20 protein-coding genes are annotated in these 22,399 nt (G+C 71.2%); 6 read left to right on the forward strand and 14 right to left on the reverse strand.

What is annotated here, in order from left to right; translation table 11 throughout:
* From JWQ91_RS08490 to JWQ91_RS08510, 5 genes are all read right to left on the reverse strand, one after another.
* On the reverse strand, positions 1-2,344 hold a 2,344-nt coding region (locus JWQ91_RS08490; protein ID WP_297782445.1), incomplete at its 3' end, for an aconitate hydratase.
* A gap of 148 nt (positions 2,345-2,492) precedes the next feature.
* A complete protein-coding gene (locus tag JWQ91_RS08495) occupies positions 2,493-3,179 on the reverse strand; it encodes an RDD family protein (protein ID WP_297782447.1) in 687 nt (228 codons plus the stop codon).
* A gap of 5 nt (positions 3,180-3,184) precedes the next feature.
* On the reverse strand, positions 3,185-5,689 hold the full coding sequence (locus JWQ91_RS08500) for a hypothetical protein (RefSeq protein WP_297782449.1): 2,505 nt from the start codon (positions 5,687-5,689) through the stop codon (positions 3,185-3,187).
* 68 nt (positions 5,690-5,757) lie between these two features.
* Positions 5,758-6,987, reverse strand: a complete 1,230-nt coding sequence (locus JWQ91_RS08505) for a TRAM domain-containing protein (protein WP_297782451.1) — start codon at positions 6,985-6,987, stop codon at positions 5,758-5,760.
* Positions 6,987-8,996, reverse strand: coding sequence for an APC family permease (locus JWQ91_RS08510; protein ID WP_297782453.1), 2,010 nt, complete (start codon positions 8,994-8,996; stop codon positions 6,987-6,989). Before JWQ91_RS08510 ends, JWQ91_RS08505 begins: the two co-directional genes overlap by 1 nt.
* Positions 8,997-9,066: 70 nt before the next feature.
* Here JWQ91_RS08510 and JWQ91_RS08515 point away from each other — a divergent pair, with 70 nt between their 5' ends.
* The gene (locus tag JWQ91_RS08515; RefSeq protein WP_297782455.1) at positions 9,067-9,729 is read left to right on the forward strand and encodes a TrkA family potassium uptake protein; all 663 of its coding nucleotides are present in this window, start codon (positions 9,067-9,069) and stop codon (positions 9,727-9,729) included.
* Positions 9,729-10,391 (forward strand): TrkA family potassium uptake protein, encoded by a 663-nt coding sequence (locus JWQ91_RS08520; RefSeq protein ID WP_297782457.1) that lies wholly within the window; start codon positions 9,729-9,731, stop codon positions 10,389-10,391. Before JWQ91_RS08515 ends, JWQ91_RS08520 begins: the two co-directional genes overlap by 1 nt.
* Before the next feature lie 226 nt (positions 10,392-10,617).
* Here JWQ91_RS08520 and JWQ91_RS08525 read toward each other — a convergent pair whose 3' ends face one another.
* The 4 genes from JWQ91_RS08525 to dut are packed head-to-tail and all read right to left on the reverse strand — an operon-like array spanning position 10,618 to position 12,754.
* Complete coding sequence (locus tag JWQ91_RS08525) at positions 10,618-11,298, reverse strand: DUF3159 domain-containing protein (protein WP_297782459.1); 681 nt, start codon at positions 11,296-11,298, stop codon at positions 10,618-10,620.
* Positions 11,295-11,645, reverse strand: a complete 351-nt coding sequence (locus JWQ91_RS08530; protein WP_297782461.1) for an OB-fold nucleic acid binding domain-containing protein — start codon at positions 11,643-11,645, stop codon at positions 11,295-11,297. The genes JWQ91_RS08525 and JWQ91_RS08530 overlap by 4 nt, the downstream gene beginning before the upstream one ends.
* Positions 11,646-11,654: 9 nt before the next feature.
* Positions 11,655-12,290, reverse strand: a complete 636-nt coding sequence (locus tag JWQ91_RS08535; RefSeq protein WP_297782463.1) for a DUF3710 domain-containing protein — start codon at positions 12,288-12,290, stop codon at positions 11,655-11,657.
* The gene (gene dut, locus JWQ91_RS08540) at positions 12,290-12,754 is read right to left on the reverse strand and encodes a dUTP diphosphatase (RefSeq protein WP_297782465.1); all 465 of its coding nucleotides are present in this window, start codon (positions 12,752-12,754) and stop codon (positions 12,290-12,292) included. The genes JWQ91_RS08535 and dut overlap by 1 nt, the downstream gene beginning before the upstream one ends.
* A 54-nt stretch (positions 12,755-12,808) precedes the next feature.
* On the opposite strand from dut, the gene JWQ91_RS08545 reads away from it, so the two are divergent.
* Both JWQ91_RS08545 and JWQ91_RS08550 read left to right on the forward strand, forming a co-directional pair.
* Positions 12,809-13,309 carry a DUF3093 domain-containing protein gene (locus JWQ91_RS08545; RefSeq protein ID WP_297782467.1) on the forward strand — a complete coding sequence of 167 codons (501 nt, stop codon included), beginning with the start codon at positions 12,809-12,811 and terminating at the stop codon, positions 13,307-13,309.
* Positions 13,293-13,730 (forward strand): DUF4235 domain-containing protein, encoded by a 438-nt coding sequence (locus tag JWQ91_RS08550; RefSeq protein ID WP_297782469.1) that lies wholly within the window; start codon positions 13,293-13,295, stop codon positions 13,728-13,730. The genes JWQ91_RS08545 and JWQ91_RS08550 overlap by 17 nt, the downstream gene beginning before the upstream one ends.
* Here JWQ91_RS08550 and JWQ91_RS08555 read toward each other — a convergent pair.
* From JWQ91_RS08555 to JWQ91_RS08565, 3 genes are all read right to left on the reverse strand, one after another.
* The gene (locus JWQ91_RS08555; RefSeq protein WP_297782470.1) at positions 13,705-14,004 is read right to left on the reverse strand and encodes a DUF4193 domain-containing protein; all 300 of its coding nucleotides are present in this window, start codon (positions 14,002-14,004) and stop codon (positions 13,705-13,707) included. The two genes, JWQ91_RS08550 and JWQ91_RS08555, sit on opposite strands and share 26 nt — an antisense overlap.
* A 62-nt stretch (positions 14,005-14,066) precedes the next feature.
* Positions 14,067-14,858, reverse strand: a complete 792-nt coding sequence (locus tag JWQ91_RS08560; protein WP_297782472.1) for an inositol monophosphatase family protein — start codon at positions 14,856-14,858, stop codon at positions 14,067-14,069.
* The gene (locus tag JWQ91_RS08565; RefSeq protein ID WP_297782474.1) at positions 14,855-15,913 is read right to left on the reverse strand and encodes a ferrochelatase; all 1,059 of its coding nucleotides are present in this window, start codon (positions 15,911-15,913) and stop codon (positions 14,855-14,857) included. Before JWQ91_RS08565 ends, JWQ91_RS08560 begins: the two co-directional genes overlap by 4 nt.
* 56 nt (positions 15,914-15,969) lie before the next feature.
* Between JWQ91_RS08565 and JWQ91_RS08570 the strand changes: the two genes are divergently transcribed.
* On the forward strand, positions 15,970-17,139 hold the full coding sequence (locus tag JWQ91_RS08570; RefSeq protein ID WP_297782476.1) for an MFS transporter: 1,170 nt from the start codon (positions 15,970-15,972) through the stop codon (positions 17,137-17,139).
* A gap of 51 nt (positions 17,140-17,190) precedes the next feature.
* On the forward strand, positions 17,191-20,586 hold the full coding sequence (locus JWQ91_RS08575) for a bifunctional proline dehydrogenase/L-glutamate gamma-semialdehyde dehydrogenase (protein WP_297782478.1): 3,396 nt from the start codon (positions 17,191-17,193) through the stop codon (positions 20,584-20,586).
* 61 nt (positions 20,587-20,647) lie between these two features.
* On the opposite strand, the gene JWQ91_RS08580 is transcribed toward JWQ91_RS08575, so the two are convergent.
* Positions 20,648-21,631, reverse strand: a complete 984-nt coding sequence (locus JWQ91_RS08580; protein WP_297782480.1) for a DUF559 domain-containing protein — start codon at positions 21,629-21,631, stop codon at positions 20,648-20,650.
* Between the two features lie 136 nt (positions 21,632-21,767).
* Positions 21,768-22,385, reverse strand: coding sequence for a trimeric intracellular cation channel family protein (locus JWQ91_RS08585; protein ID WP_297782482.1), 618 nt, complete (start codon positions 22,383-22,385; stop codon positions 21,768-21,770).
* Positions 22,386-22,399 lie beyond the last annotated feature (14 nt).

Raw genomic sequence — 22,399 nt, forward strand, 5'->3', positions numbered from 1 at the left:
CCTCGCCGGCGGTGAAGTCGCGGGTGAAGCCGCCCTCGGTGCCGGGAGCGATCTGGTTGCGCAGGCGGATGTTGGCGAACGTGCCCCGGATCATCACCTCGTGGTTGCCGCGGCGCGAGCCGTAGGAGTTGAAGTCGCGCTGCTCGACGCCGTGCTCGGCCAGGTAGGTGCCAGCGGGGCTGTCCTTCTTGATCGCACCTGCCGGGCTGATGTGGTCGGTGGTGACGGAGTCGCCGAGCTTGAGGAGCACGCGGGCGCCCTCGATGTCGGTGACCGGGGTCGGCTCGTCGGGCATGCCGTCGAAGTAGGGAGGCTTCCGCACGTAGGTGGAGTCCTCGTCCCAGGCGAAGGTCTTGCCCTCGGGCGTCGGCAGCGAGCGCCACGTCTCGTCGCCGGCGAAGACGTCGCGGTAGCTGTCGCCGAACATCTCCGAGCTGATCGCCTCGCCGATGACCCGCTCGACCTCGGTCGGGGACGGCCAGAGGTCCTTGAGGAAGACGTCGTTGCCGTCGGTGTCCTGACCCAGCGGCTCGTTGTACAGGTCGACGTCCATCGAGCCGGCCAGCGCGTACGCGATGACCAGCGGCGGGGAGGCCAGGTAGTTCATCTTGATGTCGGGGTTGATCCGACCCTCGAAGTTGCGGTTGCCCGACAGGACAGCGGTGACGGCGAGGTCACCGTCGTTGACGGCCTTGCTGACCTCGGGGATCAGCGGGCCGGAGTTGCCGATGCAGGTCGTGCAGCCGTAGCCGACGAGGTTGAAGCCGAGCTTGTCGAGATAGACGTTCAGCCCCGACTTCTCGTAGTAGTCCGTGACGACCTTCGAGCCGGGCGCCAGCGTCGTCTTGACCCATGGCTTGCGCTGCAGGCCCTTCTCGACGGCCTTCTTGGCCAGCAGGCCCGCGCCGATCATGACCGACGGGTTCGACGTGTTGGTGCACGACGTGATCGCGGCGATCGTGACGGCGCCGTGGTCGACCTCGAACTCGGTGCCGTCGTCCAGCGTGACCCGCTGCGGGTTGCTCGGGCGACCGGCGCCGGACGGTGCCGGCGCGTGGGGCTTGTCGCCGTTGGTGCCGGCGTCGCTGCTGCTGGGCGCGTCGGAGGCCGGGAAGGACTCGTCGACGGCCTCGTCGTAGCCGTTGAGGTCCTGCTCGGTGTAGTCGGCCAGGGCCGTGCGGAACGAGCCCTTGCTCTCGCTCAGGGAGACGCGGTCCTGGGGGCGCTTGGGGCCGGCGATCGACGGGACGACGTCGGCCAGGTCGAGCTCGAGGTACTCCGAGAAGCGCGGCTCGTTGTCGGCGTCGTGCCACAGGCCCTGGGCCTTGGCGTACGCCTCGACGAGCGCGATCTGCTCCTCGGTGCGACCCGTCAGGCGCAGGTACTTCGTCGTCTCGTCGTCGATCGGGAAGACCGCGATGGTCGAGCCGTACTCGGGGCTCATGTTGCCGATCGTGGCGCGGTTGGCCAGCGGCACCGCCGCGACGCCCGGGCCGTAGAACTCGACGAACTTGCCGACGACGCCGTGCTGGCGCAGCTGCTCGGTGATGACGAGCACCAGGTCGGTCGCGGTGGCGCCCTCCGGCAGCTCGCCGGACAGCTTGAAGCCGACGACGCGCGGGATCAGCATGCTGATCGGCTGGCCGAGCATGGCCGCCTCGGCCTCGATGCCGCCGACGCCCCAGCCGACGACGCCCAGGCCGTTGACCATCGTGGTGTGCGAGTCGGTGCCGACGCAGGAGTCGGGGTAGACCGTCCCGTTCTTGTCGAACACGACGCGGGCGAGCTTCTCGATGTTGACCTGGTGCACGATGCCGGTGCCCGGGGGGACGACCTTGAAGTCGTCGAACGCGCCCTGGCCCCAGCGCAGGAACTGGTAGCGCTCACGGTTGCGCTCGTACTCGATCTCGACGTTGCGCTCGAATGCCTCGGGCGTGCCGAAGACGTCGGCGATGACGGAGTGGTCGATGACCATCTCGGCCGGTGCGAGCGGGTTGATCTTGGTGGCGTCGCCGCCCAGGTCGGCCATCGCCTCGCGCATCGTGGCGAGGTCGACGACGCAGGGCACGCCGGTGAAGTCCTGCATGATCACACGGGCGGGCGTGAACTGGATCTCCTTGGAGGGCTCGGCGTCGGCGTCCCAGCCGGCGAGCGCCTCGATGTCGGCCTTCGTGATGTCGGCCCCGTCCTCGGTGCGCAGGAGCGACTCGAGGAGTACCTTGAGGCTGAACGGGAGGGTCGAGACGTCGAGTCCCTCACCCTCCACGGCACCCAGGCGGTAGTAGTCGTAGGACGCGTCCCCGACTGTCAGGGAGTCCTTGGAATTGAAGCTGTCGACGGCCATCGTCATTCTCCTTCGCGCGGTCGGTTTCCATCCTGCCCAGCATCGCGGTGCGACGCACGGTCAGGCTCGCCTAACCCGGGATCTCGGATATCTCTTGATATCAAGATACATGATGTCGAGAGGATCGGCACGCTCGTCGACCGCGAGTTCAGAAGATGTGCGGGAACCTCATGAGCTGCGCGAAGAAGACGATGTACGCCAGTGCCACCGCGACCAGGCCCGCCACCCCGAGGACCTCGATCACCGACAGCCACCGGGTGCGCCGCTCCGTCGTGACGGCGGCGGGACCCGTGCCACGCACGACCTGGGTGCGGGCGACCCGGTCGGCGAATCCCCGGTCGGCCTGCAGGAGCAGCGGGACGACGAGGACCAGCAGCGCGACGTACGCCGCTCCCCCGATGTGCCAGGACTCCGGCGTGAGCCGGCGCAGCACCGTCGGCAGGCCGACCGGGATCGCGGCGGCCGCCAGGTCCAGCAGCAGCGCCATCACGAGCCCGCGCAGGAGGCCGCGCGCGGGTCCGGTCGGTCGACCGCTGTCGACGTCCACGACCGCCAGCCCGACCCGGTGCTTGCCGATGCTGTGCCCCCGCACGCCCTGGCGCCAGCCGTTGTTCCAGACCAGGAACAGCTCGCCGGCGACGAGTCCCGCGAGGATCAGGTTGCCCGACAGCGTGACCGACCAGAACTCGGCGCCCCGGTCGTCGTCGGAGGCCCGGCGGACCGACTCGACCAGGAAGTAGCCGAGCGCGCCGATCGAGAAGGCAGCGCTGAACAGCAGGGCGTCCTGGCCCAGCGCATCGCGGCGCAGCTGGCGGATGATGCGGGACTCGGTCATGGTCGTCACCTCATGGCCCGAACGTAGCCGACCAGGCGGCGTCCGTCCCGCACTCGGTCCTCCCACGTGATGCCGATCCCGGTGAGCACGACCCCGACGACCGCGAGCAGGACGACGCGCGGCGCCGCGTTGGCGTAGGGCCCGATGTTGAACAGGACCAGCAGGGCCAGCACCACGGCGCCGGCGACGAACGGCGCCTGCCAGCCGAGCCGGATGCCGAGACCGAGGACGACGACCGCGCCGATCCCCAGCAGCAGCGACCGGGTCCCGGTGGGATCGGCCAGCGCCTGCGGCAGGCTCGGCAGCATCGCGACGGCGAGCCCCGGTCCGAGCAGGAGCCACGTGCCGGACTCGGGTCGGCGCCCGACGAGGGCCAGGCCGGCCGCCAGCAGCATGACGCCCAGCGGCAGCGTGTAGGCCTCGACGAACGAGAAGCCGCTGTCCACGATCAGCAGGACGTACGCGACGAGCAGCGCGACGGCACCGGGCCAGACGTACCAGCGTCGCCCCCGCACCACGAAGGCGAGCGCGACGAGGACGACGCCGGCCACGGTCCACCGCGCCGCGACCTCGCCGGTCGATCCGGGTGCGAGGAGGGCCACGAACCCACCCAGTGCCGCGGCCGCCTCGACCGGGACGCGGACGGGGTGCTGCGGCAGGACGAGCCCCGCGACCGCCACGAGGGCCAGGGCAACCGAGAGGACCACGAGGGCCGTCACGGCGTCGTCGACGTCGAGCAGGTCGACGACGGCGGCGGTGCTCGCCAGCCCGAGGGCGACCGCGCCACCGGCGCAGGTCTGACGCAGCACCGGATGGCACGGGGTGGTCGCCAGGACGACCAGCACCAGGGCGCCCACGGCCCACGTCGCGGCCGAGGTGCCGTGCGACGCGGCCGCGACCACCGTCGCCGCGGCCACCAGGACCGTCGCGGCCGGCGCCGCTGACCTGCTGAGTCCCCGCGCGTGGGCCGCCACGAGCGCCGCGGCGAGGAGCAGGAGGGCGGCCGCGGCGGCCCAGACCGGCGGCCGCCCGGCCACGACGACACCGACCCAGCCGAGCGCTCCGGCACCGAGCGCGAGGTCCACGGCGTGCCGCCGAGTGACCGGCAGCCCGGGCCAGCGGGGCAGGGACCACGCAACGACGACCAGCGCGAGCAGCACGACCGGCAGCGCCCAGAGGGCGTGGTCGTCGATCGACGCGATGTCGAGCCGGGTGTCGGCCGCGAGCTGCCACGGGTCCTCGAGGACGAGGGAGCCGGTCCGCACGGCCTCGGCGAGCAGCACCGCGTGGATCAGCAGCAGGCCCAGCACGACGGGTGCGGCACCCGCCCGCACTCCCTTGCCCCAGTCGTCGGTGCGTGCGGTCCCGGCGACCCCGAGCGCTGCCGCGAGGAGCGCGATCGCGACACCCGCTCCGTCGCTGCTCGCGGCCTCGGAGACCGGTGTGACCACGAGCGCGCACACGGCGAAGACGGCGAGCGCCACGGCCGGGATCCGGACGGGCTTCACGAGTGCCGCGACGACGACCGACGCGATCACCATCAGGACCAGCGGAGCGCCGTGCCCGCCGCCGACGAGATCGTCGAGCGCGGGGTTGTCGACGAGGTCCACGAGCGCTGCGACGTAGGCGGCGGTGAAGAATCCGGCGAAGACGATCCGGGCGATGATCGTCATCGGCCGCAGGCCCGCCGGTCGCGTGGCGAGCGCGAGCAGGCCGGCCACGACGACCGCGATGATCGCGCGCCACGCGAAGTCCAGGTCGTCGACGACGGCCCCGGCGCCGAGACCGGCGATCGTGATGCCGAGGCCGGCGGCGATCGCTGGCGAGACAAGGTCGGTCGTGACCAATGGTCGGGCCCACAGCGCGATGCCCACACCCAGCCCGACCACGACGACACCCCAGGCGACCCACGACGACGGGACGTCGAGGGAGCCGAGTGCGGCCAGCCCCTCGTGCCGGGCGGCGAAGAAGTCGAGCGTCAGCAGGCTCAGGAAGATCGTCCAGACCGCCTCCGCCGAGGCGCGGAGCGGGCGGCGTGTGACCCAGACGCCGAGCACGCCGACGAGGACCGTGATGCCGAGCAGGATCAGCGTCCGTGCGGCGAGCCCGACGTCCTCCCAGGACCGGGTCACGAAGATCAGTCCGGCGACGATGAGGCTGAACGGTCCGAGGACCAGCAGGACGGTCCCGACGGACCAGCGCCGCGGTGCCCGCGCGGGCGCCGAGGGCGGCGTCGGGTACGACGGGAGGTCCTGGGTCGGGAACGGGTCCCGGGCCGGCGGGGCCGGAGGCGGGCCCATCGGCTGCGGAGCGGGCGCGGCGGGTGGAACGGCGCCGACCGGGACGCGCCGGTGCGACGCCCGGCCGAGGAGCTCGTCTGCCTGCAGCAGCATCTGCCACAGCTGTCGCACCTCGACCGTGGTGAGGTCCAGGCCGCACTGCGGGCACGCCGGCTGACCGTTGATGACGCCTCGGCAGTCCGGACAGGCGTGCGGGTCGGCGAAGCGCATGCCCACACTGTGTCGTGCACGCCTGACCGGCACAAGGACCGGGCCGTGTCGTCGACGGCCGCCCGGGGTCAGGCCGGGTCGGCGGCTCGCACCAGCACCGCGACGCACTCGACGTGCTGCGTCATGGGAAACAGCGCGAACGCTCGAAGCCCGTCGAGGACGTACCCGCGGGCGGCGAACGAGGCCAGGTCCCGAGCGAGGGCAGCGGGATCGCAGGCGACGTAGACGATGCGGCGCGGCTCGAGCGCGACGATCCCCGCGACGGCCTTCTTGGCACCCGTGCGGGGCGGGTCGAGCACGACGACGTCGGCCCGCTCCCCCAGCCCGCCCTGGCGGAGCGCCCGCTCGACCGTCTCGCCGACCAGCGTGACCTGCGGCAGGTCGTGCAGGTTGCGTCGCGCGTCGCGGGACGCGCTGCGGTCGGACTCGACGCTGAGCACGGTCCCGTCGTCACCGACCACGTCGGCGAGGAACGTCGTGAACAGGCCGACCCCGGCGTACAGGTCGAGCACGGTCTCCCCGGGACGTGCATCGGCGCCGTCCAGCACGGCCTCGACGAGCGTCGCGGCGGCGGCGGGGTGCACCTGCCAGAAGCCCGAGCCGGAGACCCGGTAGTCGTTCGCGACCACCCGCTCGGTCACGGCACCACGACCACCGCGGGTCGTGCCGTCGGTCGCGACGACACCGTCGACCTCGGCCTCGACCTCGTCACTGATGCTGGCATCCGTCACCAGCAGCCGGTCCCCCGTCGACGACACGATGGCCTCGACGGTGTCGGCGTCCCACGTGCGGCCCAGCACCCGGGGCAGCCCGGGATGGGCGATCAGGCACTCGTCGACCGGAACGATCTCGTGCGACCGGTGGCGCCGCAGCCCGGGCGTCCCGTCCCGGTCGACCGCGAACTGCATCCGCGTGCGCCAGCCGAGCGCCTCGGGCTCGACCGCCTCGACCTCGCCGTCCCAGGCCAGGCCGGCCAGCCGCCGGAGCTGCTCGCGCACGACGTCCCCCAGGAGCCCGCGCTGCACCGCGGGGTCGACGTGCTGGAAGTCGCAGCCGCCGCAGAGGCCGGGACCCGAGAACGGGCACGGTGGCACGACCCGCCCCGGGGCCGCGTCGATGACCTCGATCGCGTCGGCCCGCAGAAACGAGCTCGTCCGGTCTGTGATGCGGATCCGGACCCGTTCGCCGGGCAGCGTGTGCCGCACGAAGACGACCTGGCCGTCCAGGCGGGCGACGCAGTGGCCGCCGTGGGCGACGGGTCCGATGTCGACGACCGGGTCGGTGACGTCGGTGGTCATCAACGCCCCCGGAATCCGCGGCGCACGTCACCCGGTGCCGGGCGTTCCTTGCCGAGCCGCTGCTTGGCCCGGCCGGCCGAGCTGAGCTGGTAGGGCACGCTCGTGACCATGACGCCGGGCATGAACAGCAGGCGCCCCTTGAGCCGCAGCGCGGTCTGGTTGTGCAGGAGCTGCTCCCACCAGCGCCCCACGACGTACTCGGGGATGTAGACCGTGATGATGTCGCGAGGACTCGCCTTGCGACGCTCCTTGACGTAGCGGATGACCGGCCGGACGAGCTCGCGGTAGGGCGAGTTGACGACCTTCAGGGGGATCGGGATCTGCAGCTCGTCCCACTGCTTCATGAGCTTCTCGGTCTCGGCCGGGTCGAACTCGACCGTCAGCGCCTCGATCGAGTTGGGGCGGGACACCCTGGCGTACGCCAGGGCCCGCATCGTGGGCTTGTGCAGCTTGCTGACCAGGACGATGGCGTGGACCCGTGACGGCAGGGTGACGTCGGAGTCGTCGATCGCGAGCTCCTCGGACACCCGGTCGTAGTGACGGCCGATGCCGCGCATCAGCACGAAGACGCAGATCATCGCGACGATCGCGATCCACGCGCCGGCGAGGAACTTGGTCAGCAGCACGATGACCAGCACCGTCGCGGTCATCGCCAGCCCGACCGTGTTGACCGCGCGGGACCGCATCATCCTGGAGCGCTCGGCCGGGTCGGTCTCGGTCCTGAGGTGCCGGTTCCAGTGCCGGATCATGCCCAGCTGGCTCAGGTTGAACGACACGAACACGCCGACGATGTAGAGCTGGATGAGCTTGGTGACCTCGGCGTCGAAGGCCTGGATCAGGACCACCGCGGCCAGCGCCAGGACGATGATGCCGTTGCTGAACGTCAACCGGTCGCCGCGCGTGTCGAGCTGGCGGGGCAGGTAGCCGTCGCGGGCCAGGATCGAGCCGAGCACAGGGAAGCCGTTGAACGCGGTGTTGGCGGCCAGGATCAGGATGACGCCGGTGCACGCGATGGTGAAGTAGAACAGCGGCGTGAAGTCGCTGTAGAGGGTCTTGGCGAGCTGGCCGATCACGGTGTCCTGCTCATAGCTCGACCCGACGGGCTTGCCGTTCTTCAGGAGCTGCGTCGCGGGATCCTCGACGTACCGCAGCTTCATCAGGTCGGCCAGCACGATGATGCTCATCAGCATCGCGATCGCGAGGGTGCCGAGCAGCAGGAGCGTCGTGGCGGCGTTCTTGCTCTTGGGCTTCTTGAACGCCGGGACGCCGTTGCTGATCGCCTCGACCCCGGTCAGCGCGGCGCAGCCGGACGAGAAGGCCCGGGCGAGCAGGAACACCATCGCGATGCCCGTGAAGCCCTGCTCGAACTGTCCCTCCGGGGCGATGTCGAAGCCGGCGCTGGGGACCTCCGGCAGGTCGCCGAACAGGTAGCGGGAGTAGCCCCACAGGCCCATCATGAGGATCGCGATCATGAACAGGTAGGTCGGCACCGCGAACGCCTTGCCCGACTCCTTGGTGCCGCGCAGGTTGATCGCCATCAGGATGATGACCAGCGCCGAGGCGGCGGTCGCCTCGTGCCCGTCCAGCCAGGGCAGGGCCGAGCTGGCGTTCTGCACGCCCGACGAGATCGACACCGCGACCGTGAGGACGTAGTCGACGAGCAGCGCGCTGCCGACCGTCAGGCCCGCGGTCGGGCCGAGGTTGACCGTGGCGACCTCGTAGTCGCCGCCGCCGCTGGGGTACGCGTGGACGTTCTGGCGGTAGGACGCGACGACCGTCAGCAGCACCAGCGTCACGGCGATGCCGATCTTCCAGTTGAACGCGTACGCCGACAGTCCACCCAGCGACAGGGTCAGGAAGATCTCATCCGGTGCGTACGCGACGGAGGACAACGCGTCGCTCGCGAACACCGGGAGCGCGATGCGCTTTGGGAGCAGCGTCTCTCCGAGCTGGGTGCTGCGGAGCTTGCGACCGACCAGCGCCCGTTTGGCGACCTCTGTGACTCCCACGAGAGTCGATGCTAGACCTCATACGGGCATGTGCACGCACGAGCGTCGGGCCCGGTGTAGCGTCGCCTGCGTGCACATCGTGATCATGGGCTGCGGCCGTGTCGGCTCGACTCTCACGCGCAGCCTCGAGGAGCGCGGCCACACGACGGCCGTGATCGACACCAACCCCGACGCGTTCCGCCGTCTGGGGCCGGGATTCAGCGGGATCACGGTGACCGGCATGGGGTTCGACCGGGACGTCCTGGTCAAGGCCGGCATCGAGCGCGCCGACGCCTTCGCGGCCGTCTCGAGCGGTGACAACTCCAACATCATCTCCGCGCGTGTCGCCCGCGAGCAGTTCAAGGTCGAGAACGTCGTCGCCCGGATCTACGACCCGGGCCGCGCCGAGGTCTACGAGCGTCTCGGCGTCCCCACGGTCGCGACGGTTCCCTGGGCCGCCGACCAGGTGCTGCGGCGTCTGGTCCCGGCCGGCTCCGAGCCCGCGTGGCGCGACCAGTCCGGTGACGTGCGCCTGGACCTCGTCTACGCGCCGTTCAGCTGGATCGGCCACCGGATCGCCGATCTCGAGGCCGCCGCGAAGGTCCGCGTCGCGTACCTCACCCGTCTCGGGGCCGGGCTGATCGCCCAGCCCGACACCGTGATCCAGGAGGGCGACTACTTGAGCCTGTTCATGCTCGAGAAGACTGCCGAGTCCTCGCACGCCGCCCTCGATGCAGGACCGGAGGCCGACTGATGCGCGTCGTGATCGCCGGAGCCGGAGCCGTCGGCAGGTCCGTGGCCCAGGAGCTCATCGACAACGGCCACTCCATCCTGCTGATCGACAAGTCCCCCGCGTCGATCCGCGCCGAGCTCGTCCCCAAGGCGCAGTGGCTGCTCGCCGACGCCTGCGAGCTGTCCTCGCTCGAGGAGGCGCAGCTCGAGGGCTGTGACGTCGTGATCTCCGCGACCGGCGACGACAAGGCCAACCTGGTCATCTCACTGCTGGCCAAGACCGAGTTCGCCGTGCCCCGCACCGTGGGACGGGTCAACCACCCCAACAACGAGTGGTTGTTCAGCGAGTCCTGGGGAGTCGACGTGTCCGTCTCGACGCCACGCCTGATGTCGGCCCTCGTCGAGGAGGCCGTCACGGTCGGTGACCTCGTCCGGCTGTTCACGTTCCGCCAGAGCAACACCAACCTGGTCGAGCTGACGATGCCCAGCGACTCCCCCTACGTCGGCACCCGCGTCAGCGAGGTCCCGTGGCCCGACGACGTCGTGCTCGTGGCGATCCTGCGGGACAACACGATCGAGACGCCGGACGCCGACCGCTCTCTCGAGGCCGGTGACGAGCTGCTCTTCGTCACGCCCGCCGAGGCCGAGGACCACCTCGGCGAGCTCCTCAGCCCCAAACGCTGACGCGTGGGTTACGCCCGCCGACGCGCGGGTTACCGACGCTGACGCGCGGGTTACCGACGCTGACGCGTGGGTTAGCGACGCTGACGCGTGGGTTAGTACGTACCGAAAAGCTGGCCGTGGCCGTCACCTGACTCGCATCCGCTCGTGGGCGCGATTCGGCCCACCTCCCACGTGCGCAACCCACGCCTCACCGTGCGCAACCCACGCGTCAGCGGTCGGGGGTGGGTCAGTCGTCGAGCTCTACCGGGGTGCGGTTGCGGCTCAGCAGCCAGCCCATGACGGCGAACGACGCGAGCTGCAGTGGCCAGCCGAGGGCGATCTTGGAGGCGCCCAGCAGGCCGATCTGGTGGTCGAGCCACAATGGCAGCTGGACCGCGACGCGGATGACGCACGGGATCACCAGGATCCAGGTCAGCTGCGAGCACAGCCGCACCATGGCCCGGTCCTGATGCCAGGCCGTGGGGTCGCCCGTCACGGAGCCGACCATGAAGCCGATGATGGGCCAGCCGATGAGGATCGTGAGGATGATGACGACGGCGTACACGCCGTTGTAGATCAGCCCGGGGGTGAAGACCGCCCGGGCGACGTCCTCGTCGGACCCGCCGCCCTGGGACGCCCGATAGGCGAAGAACGCGCCGATCCCGATCCCGAACAGCGCGTTGAGCACGAACTGGGTCGTCGAGCGCTGCAGCACCCGGACCAGCAGCAGCACCGCGGTCACCGCGATGCTGATGACCAGCGACAACCGGATCTCGTCGGTGACCAGGAAGCACACCGTGAACAGCGCCGTGGGCACGGCGCTCTCGACGATCCCGCGCCGTCCACCCAGCGCCTTGGCCAGCTGGGCGCGGACGACCTGCTCGACCGTCGCCTGCGTCGATCCCCTCTCAGGGTCGGACCGGGTCACGCGTCGAGTTCGTAGCGCGGGTTGTAGATGATCCGCGTCCCGGCCCGCATGCCGATCCGGCCGTGCGCCTTGAGCTGTCGCCCCGCGACCACGCCCTCGATCTTGCGGCGGCCCAGCCAGATCAGGGTCACGCAGTCGGAGCCGTCGTAGAGCTCGGCCTCCAGCGCCGAGACGCCGTCGACAGGGCGGATCGTGACGGAGCGAAGGACGCCGTGGATCGTGACGACGGCGCGGTCGGCCTGGGAGGCGATGAGCTTGCAGCCGGCCTTGGCGGCATCGCTCTTGAGCTCACCGGCCTCGAGGTTGTCGTTCGAGAATCGCTCGAGGGTTTTGCTGAAGCGTCCCATGGAAAAATCCTACTCCTCGTCCGAGATGACGGTCGCGTTGTCGGGCAGCGTCAGGAGCAGCGCCTCACGCGGGATCCGGGCCTCGTCGCCGCGCACCACGATGACGTCGCGCAGGGCGTCCATCAAGATCCCCTCGTCGCTCGGGTTGAGGCCCGCGTCGCCCAGGAACGTGGCCCGCAGCAGCCAGCGTGGTCCCTCGACGCCGACGATCCGGCTGGGCTGGAACGCGTCGGTCGCGTCCTCGACCTCGACCGGCACGCGGACGTGCAGCTCGGCGCCGTAGGGGCCCTCGACCTGCTCGCACTGGCCGTCGAGCCGCTCGACCTCGAGGATCAGGTCGTCACGCACCTCGTCCCACAGCCCACCTGAACGGGTGGCCGCGAAGGCGCGGAGCTCGAGGGCCGCGTCGTCGGTCACGAGGACCGCCGAGCCGATCTCGTCACCCTCGCCGTCGGTCGGCATCTGCAGCGTGAGCCCTGGCCGGACCTTGACGAGCAGGTGACCCAGGTCGATGTAGGTCGGATCGTCACCTGCGGTCCGCTCGGTGGAGTCCCACGGGCCCTGGTGGCGGGCTCCCGTGACGACGACGGGGGTCTCCTCGACCGCCTCGTCCGTGGACTTGTTCTTGCCGAATCGGCGTGCCATCAGCTGCTCTCCCCCTCGGTGGCGGCCGCATGGCCACCCGTAGAACCGTAGCCCCCTGCGCCCCGGGCCGACTCCGGCAGGACGTCGGCCTCGACGAACGCCACGTGCTCGACCCGCTGGACCACGAGCTGCGCGATGCGGTCGCCCCGAGCCAGCCGGACCGACTCCCGCAGGTCGTGGTTGACCAGGAGCACCTTGATCTCTCCACGGTAGCCCGCATCGATCGTGCCCGGGGTGTTGACGATCGACAGGCCCAGCCGCAGCGCCAGACCGGAGCGGGGGTGCACGAACGCCGCCAGCCCGTCCGGCAGGGCGAGCGCGATGCCGGTCGGCACGAGGGCCCGTTCCCCCGGGGCGAGCTCGACGTCGATCGTGGTCACGAGATCGGCGCCGGCGTCGCCGGGGTGGGCGTACGTCGGGAGCGGCACCCCCGGATCGAGCCGCGTGACGGTCACGTCGAACATGGCAGCGACCCTACCTGCGTCGCAGCGCATACCGACATGAGGCAAGGTTGAACCGTGACGACCTACCGTGAACGCCTGACTGCCCCCGTCTCCTGGTGGCTGGCCGCACTCGCCTTCGCGGCAGTGTGGGGCTGGGTCATGCTGGTCGCGACCAACGTCGCGATCGCCCTGGTGACGTTCGCCGCGGTCGCCGCGGCCGGCCTGTACGCCGTGTGGCGCTACGGCTCGCTGGCCGTGGTGGTCGACGAGTCGGGCCTGCGCGTCGGAAGCGCGTTCCTCGAGTCCCGGCACGTCGGGACCGTCGCCCCGCTCAACCGCACGGACTACCGGACCCGGCTCGGCACCGGCGCCGACGCGCGCGCCTACCTCGTGACCCGGCCCTATCTCGACCACGGTGTCTCGGTGGGCGTCGACGACCCCAGCGACCCCGCACCGTACTGGCTCGTCTCGAGCCGCCACCCCCAGGATCTCGCCGCCGCCCTCGGCGCACCCACGGCACCGGAGGCTCCGGTGCACGACCCGATCGGAGACACACCCCGTGGCGAAGAAGTCTGAGCACCGCCGCAAGCTCGAGGCCGAGGCCGCCTCGAAGCCCGACACCAGGTCACCCGGCCGGGGCACCTGGAAGCTGATGGACCGCGGGTCGGCGATCGCGGCCGGCCTGCTGGCCCAGCGGGCCTCGGCGATCGCCTGGCGGGTCGTGACGGGCAAGAAGCCTCCGACCAGCGGGCGTCACCCCGACGTCGGGACGCGTGAGGCGGTGGCCTGGGCGGTCGTCGGCGGCGCGATCATCGAGCTCGTCAAGGTCGGGGTCCGCCGCGGCACCGCGACCTACTGGGTCAAGTCGACCGGCAAGCTGCCCCCCGGCATGAAGCCCCTGAAGGCGTCAGGAAAGACGAAGGAGCCGGTCCCTGAGGAACCGGCTCCGAATCACACGTCGACCAAGAAGGTCAGTCGGCGCAGTCGCGGCAGATGAGAGCGCCGTTCTTCTCCGACGCAAGCTGACTGCGGTGGTGCACCAGGAAGCACGACGAGCAAGTGAACTCATCGAGCTGCTTGGGCACGACCTGGACAGCCAGCTCCTCGTGGGAGAGGTCGGCTCCGGGCAGCTCGAATGACTCCGCCGCCTCGGTCTCGTCCTCGTCGACCTTGCCGGAGTTCTTCTCGTGCCGACGCGCCTTGAGCTCCTCGATGCTGTCCTCGGACTGCTCTTCTTCTGTCTTGCGCGGTGCGTCGTAGTCGGTAGCCATCAAATCTCCCTTGTGCGGAACAACCGGCGTGATTGTGCCACACGAACCCGTGGGCATCACACTCAGAACCCACAAGCACGCACCAGGGCAAAATATTCCTTGGCGGCCGCGGGGTGGACCGCCATCACCAGACGCTCGTCCGGCTCGCCGTCCAGGCCGCTGAGCACGAGCCCCGCCTCCCGGGCGATGAGGCCGCCGGCCGCGAGGTCCCAGGACTTCAACCCCTCCTCCAGGTACGCGTCGTACTGCCCCTCCGCAAGGGCGCAGAGGTCGAGCGCGGCCGACCCGATGCGACGGATGTCACGCACCTGCGGGAGGAAGGTCGCCATCGCCGCGGCCTGCTTGGCGCGGATCGCCGGGACGTAGTTGAAGCCCGTCGCGACGAGCGCGTGGGCGACGTTGTCGAACCGGGGTGCGGCCAGCACGCGACGGTCGTCGCCGTCGTAGCGCCACGAGCCCTCGCCGGCGACGGCTCCCCACTCCGCCCCCGAGGCGATGTTGACGACATAGCCGGCGACCACCTCGCCGTCGCGGCGCGCCGCGATCGAGACGGCGTACGTCGGGATGCCGTAGACGAAGTTGACGGTGCCGTCGATGGGGTCGACGACCCAGTCCACGCCGCTGGTGCCGACGACGTCGTCACCCTCCTCGCCGACGAACCCGTCGCCGGGTCGGGCCCCGAGGATCCGCTCCCGGACGAGCCGCTCGCAGGCCTCGTCGATCTCGGTCACGACATCGGTCGGGCTGGACTTGGTGGACGACACGTCGACCCGTCCGGCGGGTCGGGCCGAGCGGACGAACGCGGCCGCCTCGAGCCCCACCGCCCGAGCGAGCCCGAGGAGCTCGTGGGTCATGCCGTCGTCTCGGCGGACCCGATCGTCGGCAGCGACGAGCGGGGGTTGAGGCAGCAGTCGACCGGGCACAGGTCGTGCGACGGGGGCAGCTCGCCCAGGGACGCACGCGTGACGGGCTCCCCGCGCTCGACGGCGGCCCGCTCGAGCAGCAGGTCGCGGACCATCGCGACGAACTCGGGGTGCGCGCCCGGGGTGGCCACCCGGTCGTACTGCAGGCCCAGCTCGGCGGCCGTGGCACTGGCCTCGGTGTCGAGGTCGAAGATGACCTCCATGTGGTCGGAGATGAAGCCGATCGGCACCACGACCACGGACTCCACGCCCTCCTGCTTGAGCTCGCGCAGGTGGTCGTTGATGTCGGGCTCGAGCCACGGGATGCGCGGGGAACCGGAGCGCGAGCAGTACGCCAGCGACCAGCGCTCGGCACCCGCGCCCTCGGCGACGAGCGCCGCGACGCTGGCGTGCTGCCGGACGTACATCCCCCGGCCGGGGCCACCCGAGGCGTCGTTCATCGACGTCGGGATCGAGTGCGTGACGAACACGACGTGCGAGCCGGCCGGTGCCCCGGCGAGGGCCGACCGGGTCGCCTCGGTGAACGGGCCGACGAAGCCCGGGTGGTTGAAGTAGTGCCGCAGCCGGCTCAGCTCCACGTGCAGCCCGCTCGTCGCGTCGAACAGGTCCTCGCGGTACTGGCGGCAGCCCGAGTACGACGAGTAGGCGCTGGTGACGAAGCACGCGGCACGCTGCACGCCGTCGGCGGCCATCTGCTGGGCCGCGTCACGCAGGTAGGGGTCCCAGTTGCGGTTGCCCCAGTAGATCGGCAGATCGATCCCGTGCTCGGCGAAGTCCTTGCGGAGCGCGTCGAGCAGCTCGCGGTTGAGGTCGTTGATCGGGGACCTGCCCCCGAACAGGAAGTAGTGCTCACCGACCTCGACCAGACGCTCCCGCGGGATGCCCCGCCCGGCCGTCACGTTCTCGAGGAACGGGACGACGTCGTCGGGGTGCTCCGGACCACCGAAGGACACGAGGAGCAAGGCGTCGAACGGCTGCACATCCATGTCCCGATCCTCTCACCGGGATCGATAGGGTGCTCAGTCTGGTCGGGAGGAGCGCCATGTTGAGGACGTACCGGGACGTGCTGTCGCACCCCGGCGCCGCGTCGTTCTCCTTGGCCGCCGTGTGGTCCCGGCTGCCGCTGTCGATGGCGGGGCTCGGGATCGTCCTGCTGGTGCACGAGCGGGGCGGCACCTACGGCGAGGCGGGGATCATGGCGGCGGCGTACGTCCTCGCGGCCGCGGCGTTCGGACCGCTGCAGGGGCGGCTCGCCGACCGCATCGGCCAGGCCCCCGTGCTGTGGGGCGTCGGCGCGGGGTACGCCGTCGGGATCGCGGGCTTCCTCCTCGCCGTCGAGCAGGACTGGGCCACCCCGTGGGCGTACGTGTTCGTCGTCGTGGCCGGGCTGGCCACCCCGCAGACCGGCAGCATGGTCCGGGCGCGCTGGTCCCACGCGATCCGCGACCGCTCGCAGCTCAACACGGCGTTCTCGATCGAGGCGATCCTCGACGAGGTCGTGTTCATCGTGGGCCCCGTCCTGGTCACGTTCCTGACCCTGCAGGTCTCGGACTTCGCCGGGCTGGCTTTCGCGGCGGCCAGCGCGCTGCTGGGCAGCTGGGCGCTGGCGGTGCAGCGCTCGACCGCCCCTCCCGGCGTCGGGCACCACGACCGTCGTGGGCCCGCGATCGGGTGGGGCGTCCTCGGCCCGATGGTCGTCGTCTCCGCGGCGCTCGGCATCGTGTTCGGCTCGGCCGAGGTCATCGTGGCGGCGTTCACCGAGGAGCAGGGCCGCAAGGGCGCGGCCGGGCTGGTGCTGGCCGTCTGGGCCGCCGGCAGCCTCCTCGCCGGGATCGCCGTCGGCGCGCTCCCCCAGCCCGTGGCGCCCCTGCGCCGGCTGCGGGCGGCCCTGCTGGCGCTGAGCCTCCTGTTCGTCCCGATGGTGTTCCTGTCGAGCATCCCGTGGCTCGCGGCGGCGATGTTCCTCGGCGGGTTCATGATCTCGCCGACGCTCATCGCGACGGTCAACCTGATCGAGCGCGAGGTGCCGCCGTCGCGCCTCACCGAGGCCCTGACGTGGACCACCACCGGGATGTCGGTCGGGGTGGCCCCGGGCGCGGCGGTGGCGGGTTCGGTCATCGACTCCCACGGCTCCTCGGCCGGCTTCCTGGTCCCGCTCGTGGCGGGGCTGGCCGGATCGATCGTCGCGTGGACCGCCCGGGTCCACGACTGAGCCCGAGTCCGGGTGAGAAGCGACCCCTCAGGTCACTAAGGTGGGGGCACGATGACCGAACTCTCCCTCGCCGAGCGCAGCGTCGAGCTCGTACGCGCCTGGATCGATCCCGCCCGCTCCTCGGCCCGCCGCCCCGGTGCCGCGGCCCGGCGGCTCGCCGAGCTGCTCAAGGACCCGCAGGGGCTCGAGTTCACGATCGGCTTCGTCGATCGCGTCGTCCGGCCCGACGACCACCGCGTCGCGGCGCGCAACCTGCGCTCCCTCGCGCAGGACACGCCCGCGTTCCTGCCGTGGTTCCAGCGGTTCCTGCTCAAGCTCGGGGCCCTGACCTCGGTCCTGCTGCCAGGTCTCGTCGTCTCGATCGCCCGGTGGACGCTGCGCCGGATGGTCGGGCACCTCGTCGTCGACGCCCGGCCCGACCGGCTCGGACGGGCGATCAAGAAGCTGCGCGCCGACGGCAACCGGCTCAACCTCAACCTCCTCGGCGAGGCCGTGCTGGGCGACGGCGAGGCGGCCCGCCGCCGGGACGGCACCCTCGAGCTGCTCGCCCGCGACGACGTCGACTACGTCTCGGTCAAGGTCTCGTCGGTCGCGAGCCAGCTGTCGATGTGGGCGTTCGACGAGTCGGTGGCACGGGTCGTGACCCAGCTGACCCCGCTCTACGAGCGCGCGGCCGCCGGCGAGCCGACCTTCATCAACCTCGACATGGAGGAGTACAAGGACCTCGACCTGACGGTCGCGGTGTTCACGGCGATCCTCGACTCGTTCCCCGACCTCGAGGCCGGCATCGTCCTCCAGGCGTACCTCCCCGACGCCCTCGCGGCGATGCAGGAGCTGCAGGCGTGGGCCGCGAAGCGCCGGGCGTCGGGCGGTGCGCCGATCAAGGTCCGCGTCGTCAAGGGCGCCAACCTCGCGATGGAGCGGGTCGACGCGACGGTCCACGGCTGGCCGCTCGCGACGTGGGGCAGCAAGCGCGACACCGACACCAACTACAAGCGGGTCCTGCAGTGGGCGTTCACGCCCGAGCGGGTCGACGCCGTGCGGATCGGTGTCGCCGGCCAGAACCTGTTCGACATCGCGTACGCCTGGCTGCTCGCCGGCGACCGTGGCGTCCGCGACGCGATCGACTTCGAGATGCTGCTGGGCATGGACACCGGCCCGGCCGACGCGGTCCGCGCCGAGATCGGCCAGCTGCTGCTCTACACGCCCGTCGTCCACCCTTCCGAGTTCGACGTCGCGATCTCCTACCTCGTGCGCCGGCTGGAGGAGAACGCCAGCAGCGACAACTTCATGTCCGCGGCGTTCGAGCTGTCCGACGACCCGAGCCTGCTGGACCGCGAGACGCAGCGCTTCCTCGACTCGGTCAAGAACCTCGACGAGGCCGTGCCCGCCCCGCACCGGGTGCAGAACCGCCTCACCGAGATCCAGCCGCCGCACGCCGCGGGCTTCGTCAACACCCCCGACACCGACCCGTCCACCGCCGCCAACCGGGAGTGGGGCCGGCTCGCCCTGGCCCGCTCGACGTACACACAGCTCGGCACCCAGACCGTCCGCGCGGGCCGCGTCCCCGGACCGGCGAGCCTCGAGACGATCATCCACGACACCCGTCGCGCGGCCCGGGCCTGGCAGGACCGGGGCTCGGAGGTCCGCGGCTGGATCCTGCACCAGGCCGGCAACGCGCTCGGCGCCCGCCGCGGCGACCTGGTCTCGGTCATGGCGGCGGAGGCCGGCAAGACGATCGCCGAGGGCGACGTCGAGGTCAGTGAGGCGATCGACTTCGCGCACTACTACGCCGAGTCGGCGCGTCGCCTCGACGGCGTCGACGGCGCCCAGTTCGTCCCCGACACCCTGACGGTCGTCACTCCCCCGTGGAACTTCCCCGTCGCGATCCCGGCCGGTTCGGTGCTCGCCGCCCTGTCGGTCGGCAGCGGCGTCATCATCAAGGCCGCTCCCCAGAGCCAGCGCTGCGCCGCGGTCATGGTCGAGGCGCTGTGGCAGGCCGGGGTGCCGCGTGAGGTGCTCCGGTTCGTCACGATCGACGAGGGGCCGCTGAGCAAGGCGCTCATCGCGCACTCCGACGTCGACCGGGTCATCCTCACGGGGGCGTGGGAGACCGCCAACCTGTTCCGCTCCTGGCGTCCCGACCTGCCCCTGCTGGCCGAGACGAGCGGCAAGAACGCCATCGTCATCACGCCCAGCGCGGACATCGACCTCGCGGTCGCCGACCTGGTCAAGAGCGCGTTCGGGCACGCCGGGCAGAAGTGCTCCGCCGCGAGCCTCGCGATCCTGGTCGGGTCGGTCGCCCAGTCCGAGCGGTTCGAGCGCCAGCTCGTCGACGCGGTGTCGTCGCTCAAGGTCGGCCACCCCACGGATCCCGAGGTCACGATGGGGCCGGTCATCGAGCCCCCACGCGGCAAGCTCGCCGACGGGCTGACGACGCTCGGCGACGGTGAGACGTGGCTCCTGGCCCCCGAGCAGCTGGGCGCCGACGCGCGTGTCTGGACGCCCGGCATCCGTACGGGCGTGCGTCCCGGCAGCCAGTTCCACACGACGGAGTACTTCGGGCCGATCCTCGGGATCATGCACGCCTCGTCGCTGGAGCAGGCGATCGAGTGGCAGAACGCGACGGACTACGGCCTGACCGCGGGGATCCACTCGCTCGACGCCGAGGAGGTCAACACCTGGATCGACACGGTCCAGGCAGGCAACCTCTACGTCAACCGCGGCATCACCGGCGCGATCGTCCAGCGGCAGCCGTTCGGCGGCTGGAAGCGCTCCTCGGTCGGGACGACTGCCAAGGCCGGTGGCCCCAACTACCTGACCCACCTGGGGTCGTGGACGCCCCGCCCCCTACGGGCGTCGTCCGGTGCCCCCGACCTCGCACCGGCCGTCAGCGCGCTGCTCGAGGCCGCCCGGTCCCACGTCACCCCCGCCGAGCACCTCGCCCTCACCGCCGCCGCGGCATCCGACCACGTCGCGTGGACCCGGGAGTACGGCGTCGCCAAGGATGTCTCGAGGCTCGGGGTCGAGCGCAACGTCTTCCGCTACGTGCCGGTGCCGGTCACGATCCGCTTCGACGGCTTCCTGCCCGAGCTGGTCCGGATCCTGCTCGCCGCCGCCCGGACGGGTTCCCCCGTCACGGTCAGCAGCCGCACCGAGCTACCCGCGGGGCTCGTGGACGGGGCTCGCACCGAGACCCACGACGAGTGGCTGGCCCACGTGGCGCAGGAACGCCCCGCGCGCGTACGCCTGGTGGGGACCGACGCCAAGGAGCTGTCGGCCGTCGTCGAGGGCGACCCCGACGTCGCGATCCACGCCCAACCGGTGACCCCGTCCGGTCGGGTCGAGGCGCTGCCGTTCCTGCAGGAGCAGGCGATCTCGATCACCAACCACCGCTTCGGCAACCACGACGCCGAGTTCGACCGCGTCCTCCCCCGCCGCCGCTGACCCACCCCACCGCTGGGAGTGACGTTTAGGCCCCAGATCCGCGGATTTTGGGGCCCAAACGTCACCGCCAGCGGGCCGCGGGGGGCCACTCACGCCACCAGTCAGGTTGGTCGAGGGTCCAGCGACGGTCTCGTTCCCGTGCGGCATCCCGTCGCGCCCGGACCATCCGTGCCGCCATGGCCAGCCGGTCCGCGTGATCGAGTGACGTGAAGCGACACACCGTCAACCGACCGCGCTCGAGCTCCTCTTCGCGCCGGTTGTCGTCGGTGTGCCTCTCCACCTCGCGGTGCTGGCCCCCATCGGACTCGATGACCAGGCCTGTGGCCTCGTCCAGGAGGTCGACCACGCCGAGGAGGTTGCCGAGCTCGTCGAAGACCGGCGGGTTGACCCGCAGACCCGTGATGCCGGCGTCCAGCTCGGCGACCAGACGGGTACGGGTCTCCCATGGACTCGCCGACCGGGTCGACCCCAGCCCCAGGGCCCTGCGCGCCTGGGCCATCCCCCGCGTCTTGACGTGCATGCTGACGACCCGCTCGACCGCCGCGAGCGTCGCATGTGGCAGACGGTGGGTCGTGCTGGTCGCCATGTCCAGCACCACGACGGACTCACGGAGATCCCGTGCAAGGCGCATCTCGTCGTACGCCGCCCGTGCCATCGTGGTGACGTCGTAGTGCTCGAGCGACACGATCTCCTCGGGATGGAGCAATCCCCGCAACGGGCTGATCCCGGGCCGACGTCGCAGCTGCGACCCGGGGAGACAGTGCAGGCCGACATCCCGGCGCTCACCCTCGGACACCCGGTCGTCGAACCACGTGTTGCCCTGGACCCGCAACGACGCCCATCCGCCGAGGACGTGCTGGGGCCCCAGCAACGCGACCGCGTCGGAGATCTTCAGGAGCAGCGGATCGGTGGCGGACCCGGCATGTCGGAGGACCCCGTGGTGCGGGTGCACGAACGCGGGGCCCCGGGCGCCCTTGGCGGACACTCCCGAGGCGCGGGCGAACGCAGTGCGTCGTGACTGGAAGGTCGGATCGAAGGGGCTCACGCCCCGATGCTCGCGAGATTCCCCGTCCGGCACCTCCCTTCGTCCACAGCCCCGCTGGGCGTGACGTTTGGGCCCCAAAAACGCGGGATCGGGGGCGCAAACGTCACCGCCAGCGGTGCGGGGGGTGGGGTGGGGATCAGCCGATGACACCTGGGGGCAGGGGGGCGCTCCACCCCCGGCGCAGGGCGAGGACCCGCCAGACCAGGCAGATCCCGCCGGCCAGCAGGTACCACCACTGCGGCCAGCCCTGGTGGTGGACGAAGGTCGCGACCAGGGCACCCGCGAACGCCGGGGTGGCGTACAGCTCACCGCGGAAGACGACCGGCACGCGACCCGAGACGATGTCGCGCATCATGCCGCCGCCGATGCCGGTCAGCATCCCGAGAGCAGCCGCCGCGAGGAAGCCGAGCCCGGCCGCGTCCGCCGCGACGGCGCCCGTGACACAGAACAGCGCGAGGCCAACGGCGTCGAGCAGCATGATCTCGCGCTCGAGCCGGCCGAACGCCGGATGGAACGCGAACACCACGATGGCCGTCACGAATGGGACGACGAGATAGCGCCAGTCCTCCAGCGCATTGGGCGGCACGGCACCGATCAGGACGTCGCGCATGACGCCGCCGCCGAGCCCCGTGATCATCGCCAGCACCGCGACGCCGAAGACGTCGAGCTCCTTGCGGACGGCGATCAGAGCACCCGTCGAGGCGAAGACCGCGATGCCCACCAGCTCGAGGACCAGCAGCACGGTGTCCGACACGGCATCGACGCTAT

This window comes from Aeromicrobium sp., assembly GCF_025965075.1.
In the GTDB taxonomy this organism is placed as follows: domain Bacteria; phylum Actinomycetota; class Actinomycetes; order Propionibacteriales; family Nocardioidaceae; genus Aeromicrobium.

Excerpts from the sequence above, each read along its gene's own strand:
- JWQ91_RS08575 (WP_297782478.1), top strand. The coding sequence starts at position 17,191 with ATGACCGAACTCTCCCTCGCCGAGCGCAGCGTCGAGCTCGTACGCGCC.
- JWQ91_RS08535 (WP_297782463.1), bottom strand. The coding sequence starts at position 12,290 with ATGGCACGCCGATTCGGCAAGAACAAGTCCACGGACGAGGCGGTCGAG.
- JWQ91_RS08500 (WP_297782449.1), bottom strand. The coding sequence starts at position 5,689 with ATGCGCTTCGCCGACCCGCACGCCTGTCCGGACTGCCGAGGCGTCATC.
- JWQ91_RS08520 (WP_297782457.1), top strand. The coding sequence starts at position 9,729 with ATGCGCGTCGTGATCGCCGGAGCCGGAGCCGTCGGCAGGTCCGTGGCC.
- JWQ91_RS08570 (WP_297782476.1), top strand. The coding sequence starts at position 15,970 with ATGTTGAGGACGTACCGGGACGTGCTGTCGCACCCCGGCGCCGCGTCG.
- JWQ91_RS08555 (WP_297782470.1), bottom strand. The coding sequence starts at position 14,004 with ATGGCTACCGACTACGACGCACCGCGCAAGACAGAAGAAGAGCAGTCC.
- dut (WP_297782465.1), bottom strand. The coding sequence starts at position 12,754 with ATGTTCGACGTGACCGTCACGCGGCTCGATCCGGGGGTGCCGCTCCCG.
- JWQ91_RS08560 (WP_297782472.1), bottom strand. The coding sequence starts at position 14,858 with ATGACCCACGAGCTCCTCGGGCTCGCTCGGGCGGTGGGGCTCGAGGCG.
- JWQ91_RS08495 (WP_297782447.1), bottom strand. The coding sequence starts at position 3,179 with ATGACCGAGTCCCGCATCATCCGCCAGCTGCGCCGCGATGCGCTGGGC.
- JWQ91_RS08505 (WP_297782451.1), bottom strand. The coding sequence starts at position 6,987 with ATGACCACCGACGTCACCGACCCGGTCGTCGACATCGGACCCGTCGCC.
- JWQ91_RS08530 (WP_297782461.1), bottom strand. The coding sequence starts at position 11,645 with ATGGGACGCTTCAGCAAAACCCTCGAGCGATTCTCGAACGACAACCTC.
- JWQ91_RS08565 (WP_297782474.1), bottom strand. The coding sequence starts at position 15,913 with ATGGATGTGCAGCCGTTCGACGCCTTGCTCCTCGTGTCCTTCGGTGGT.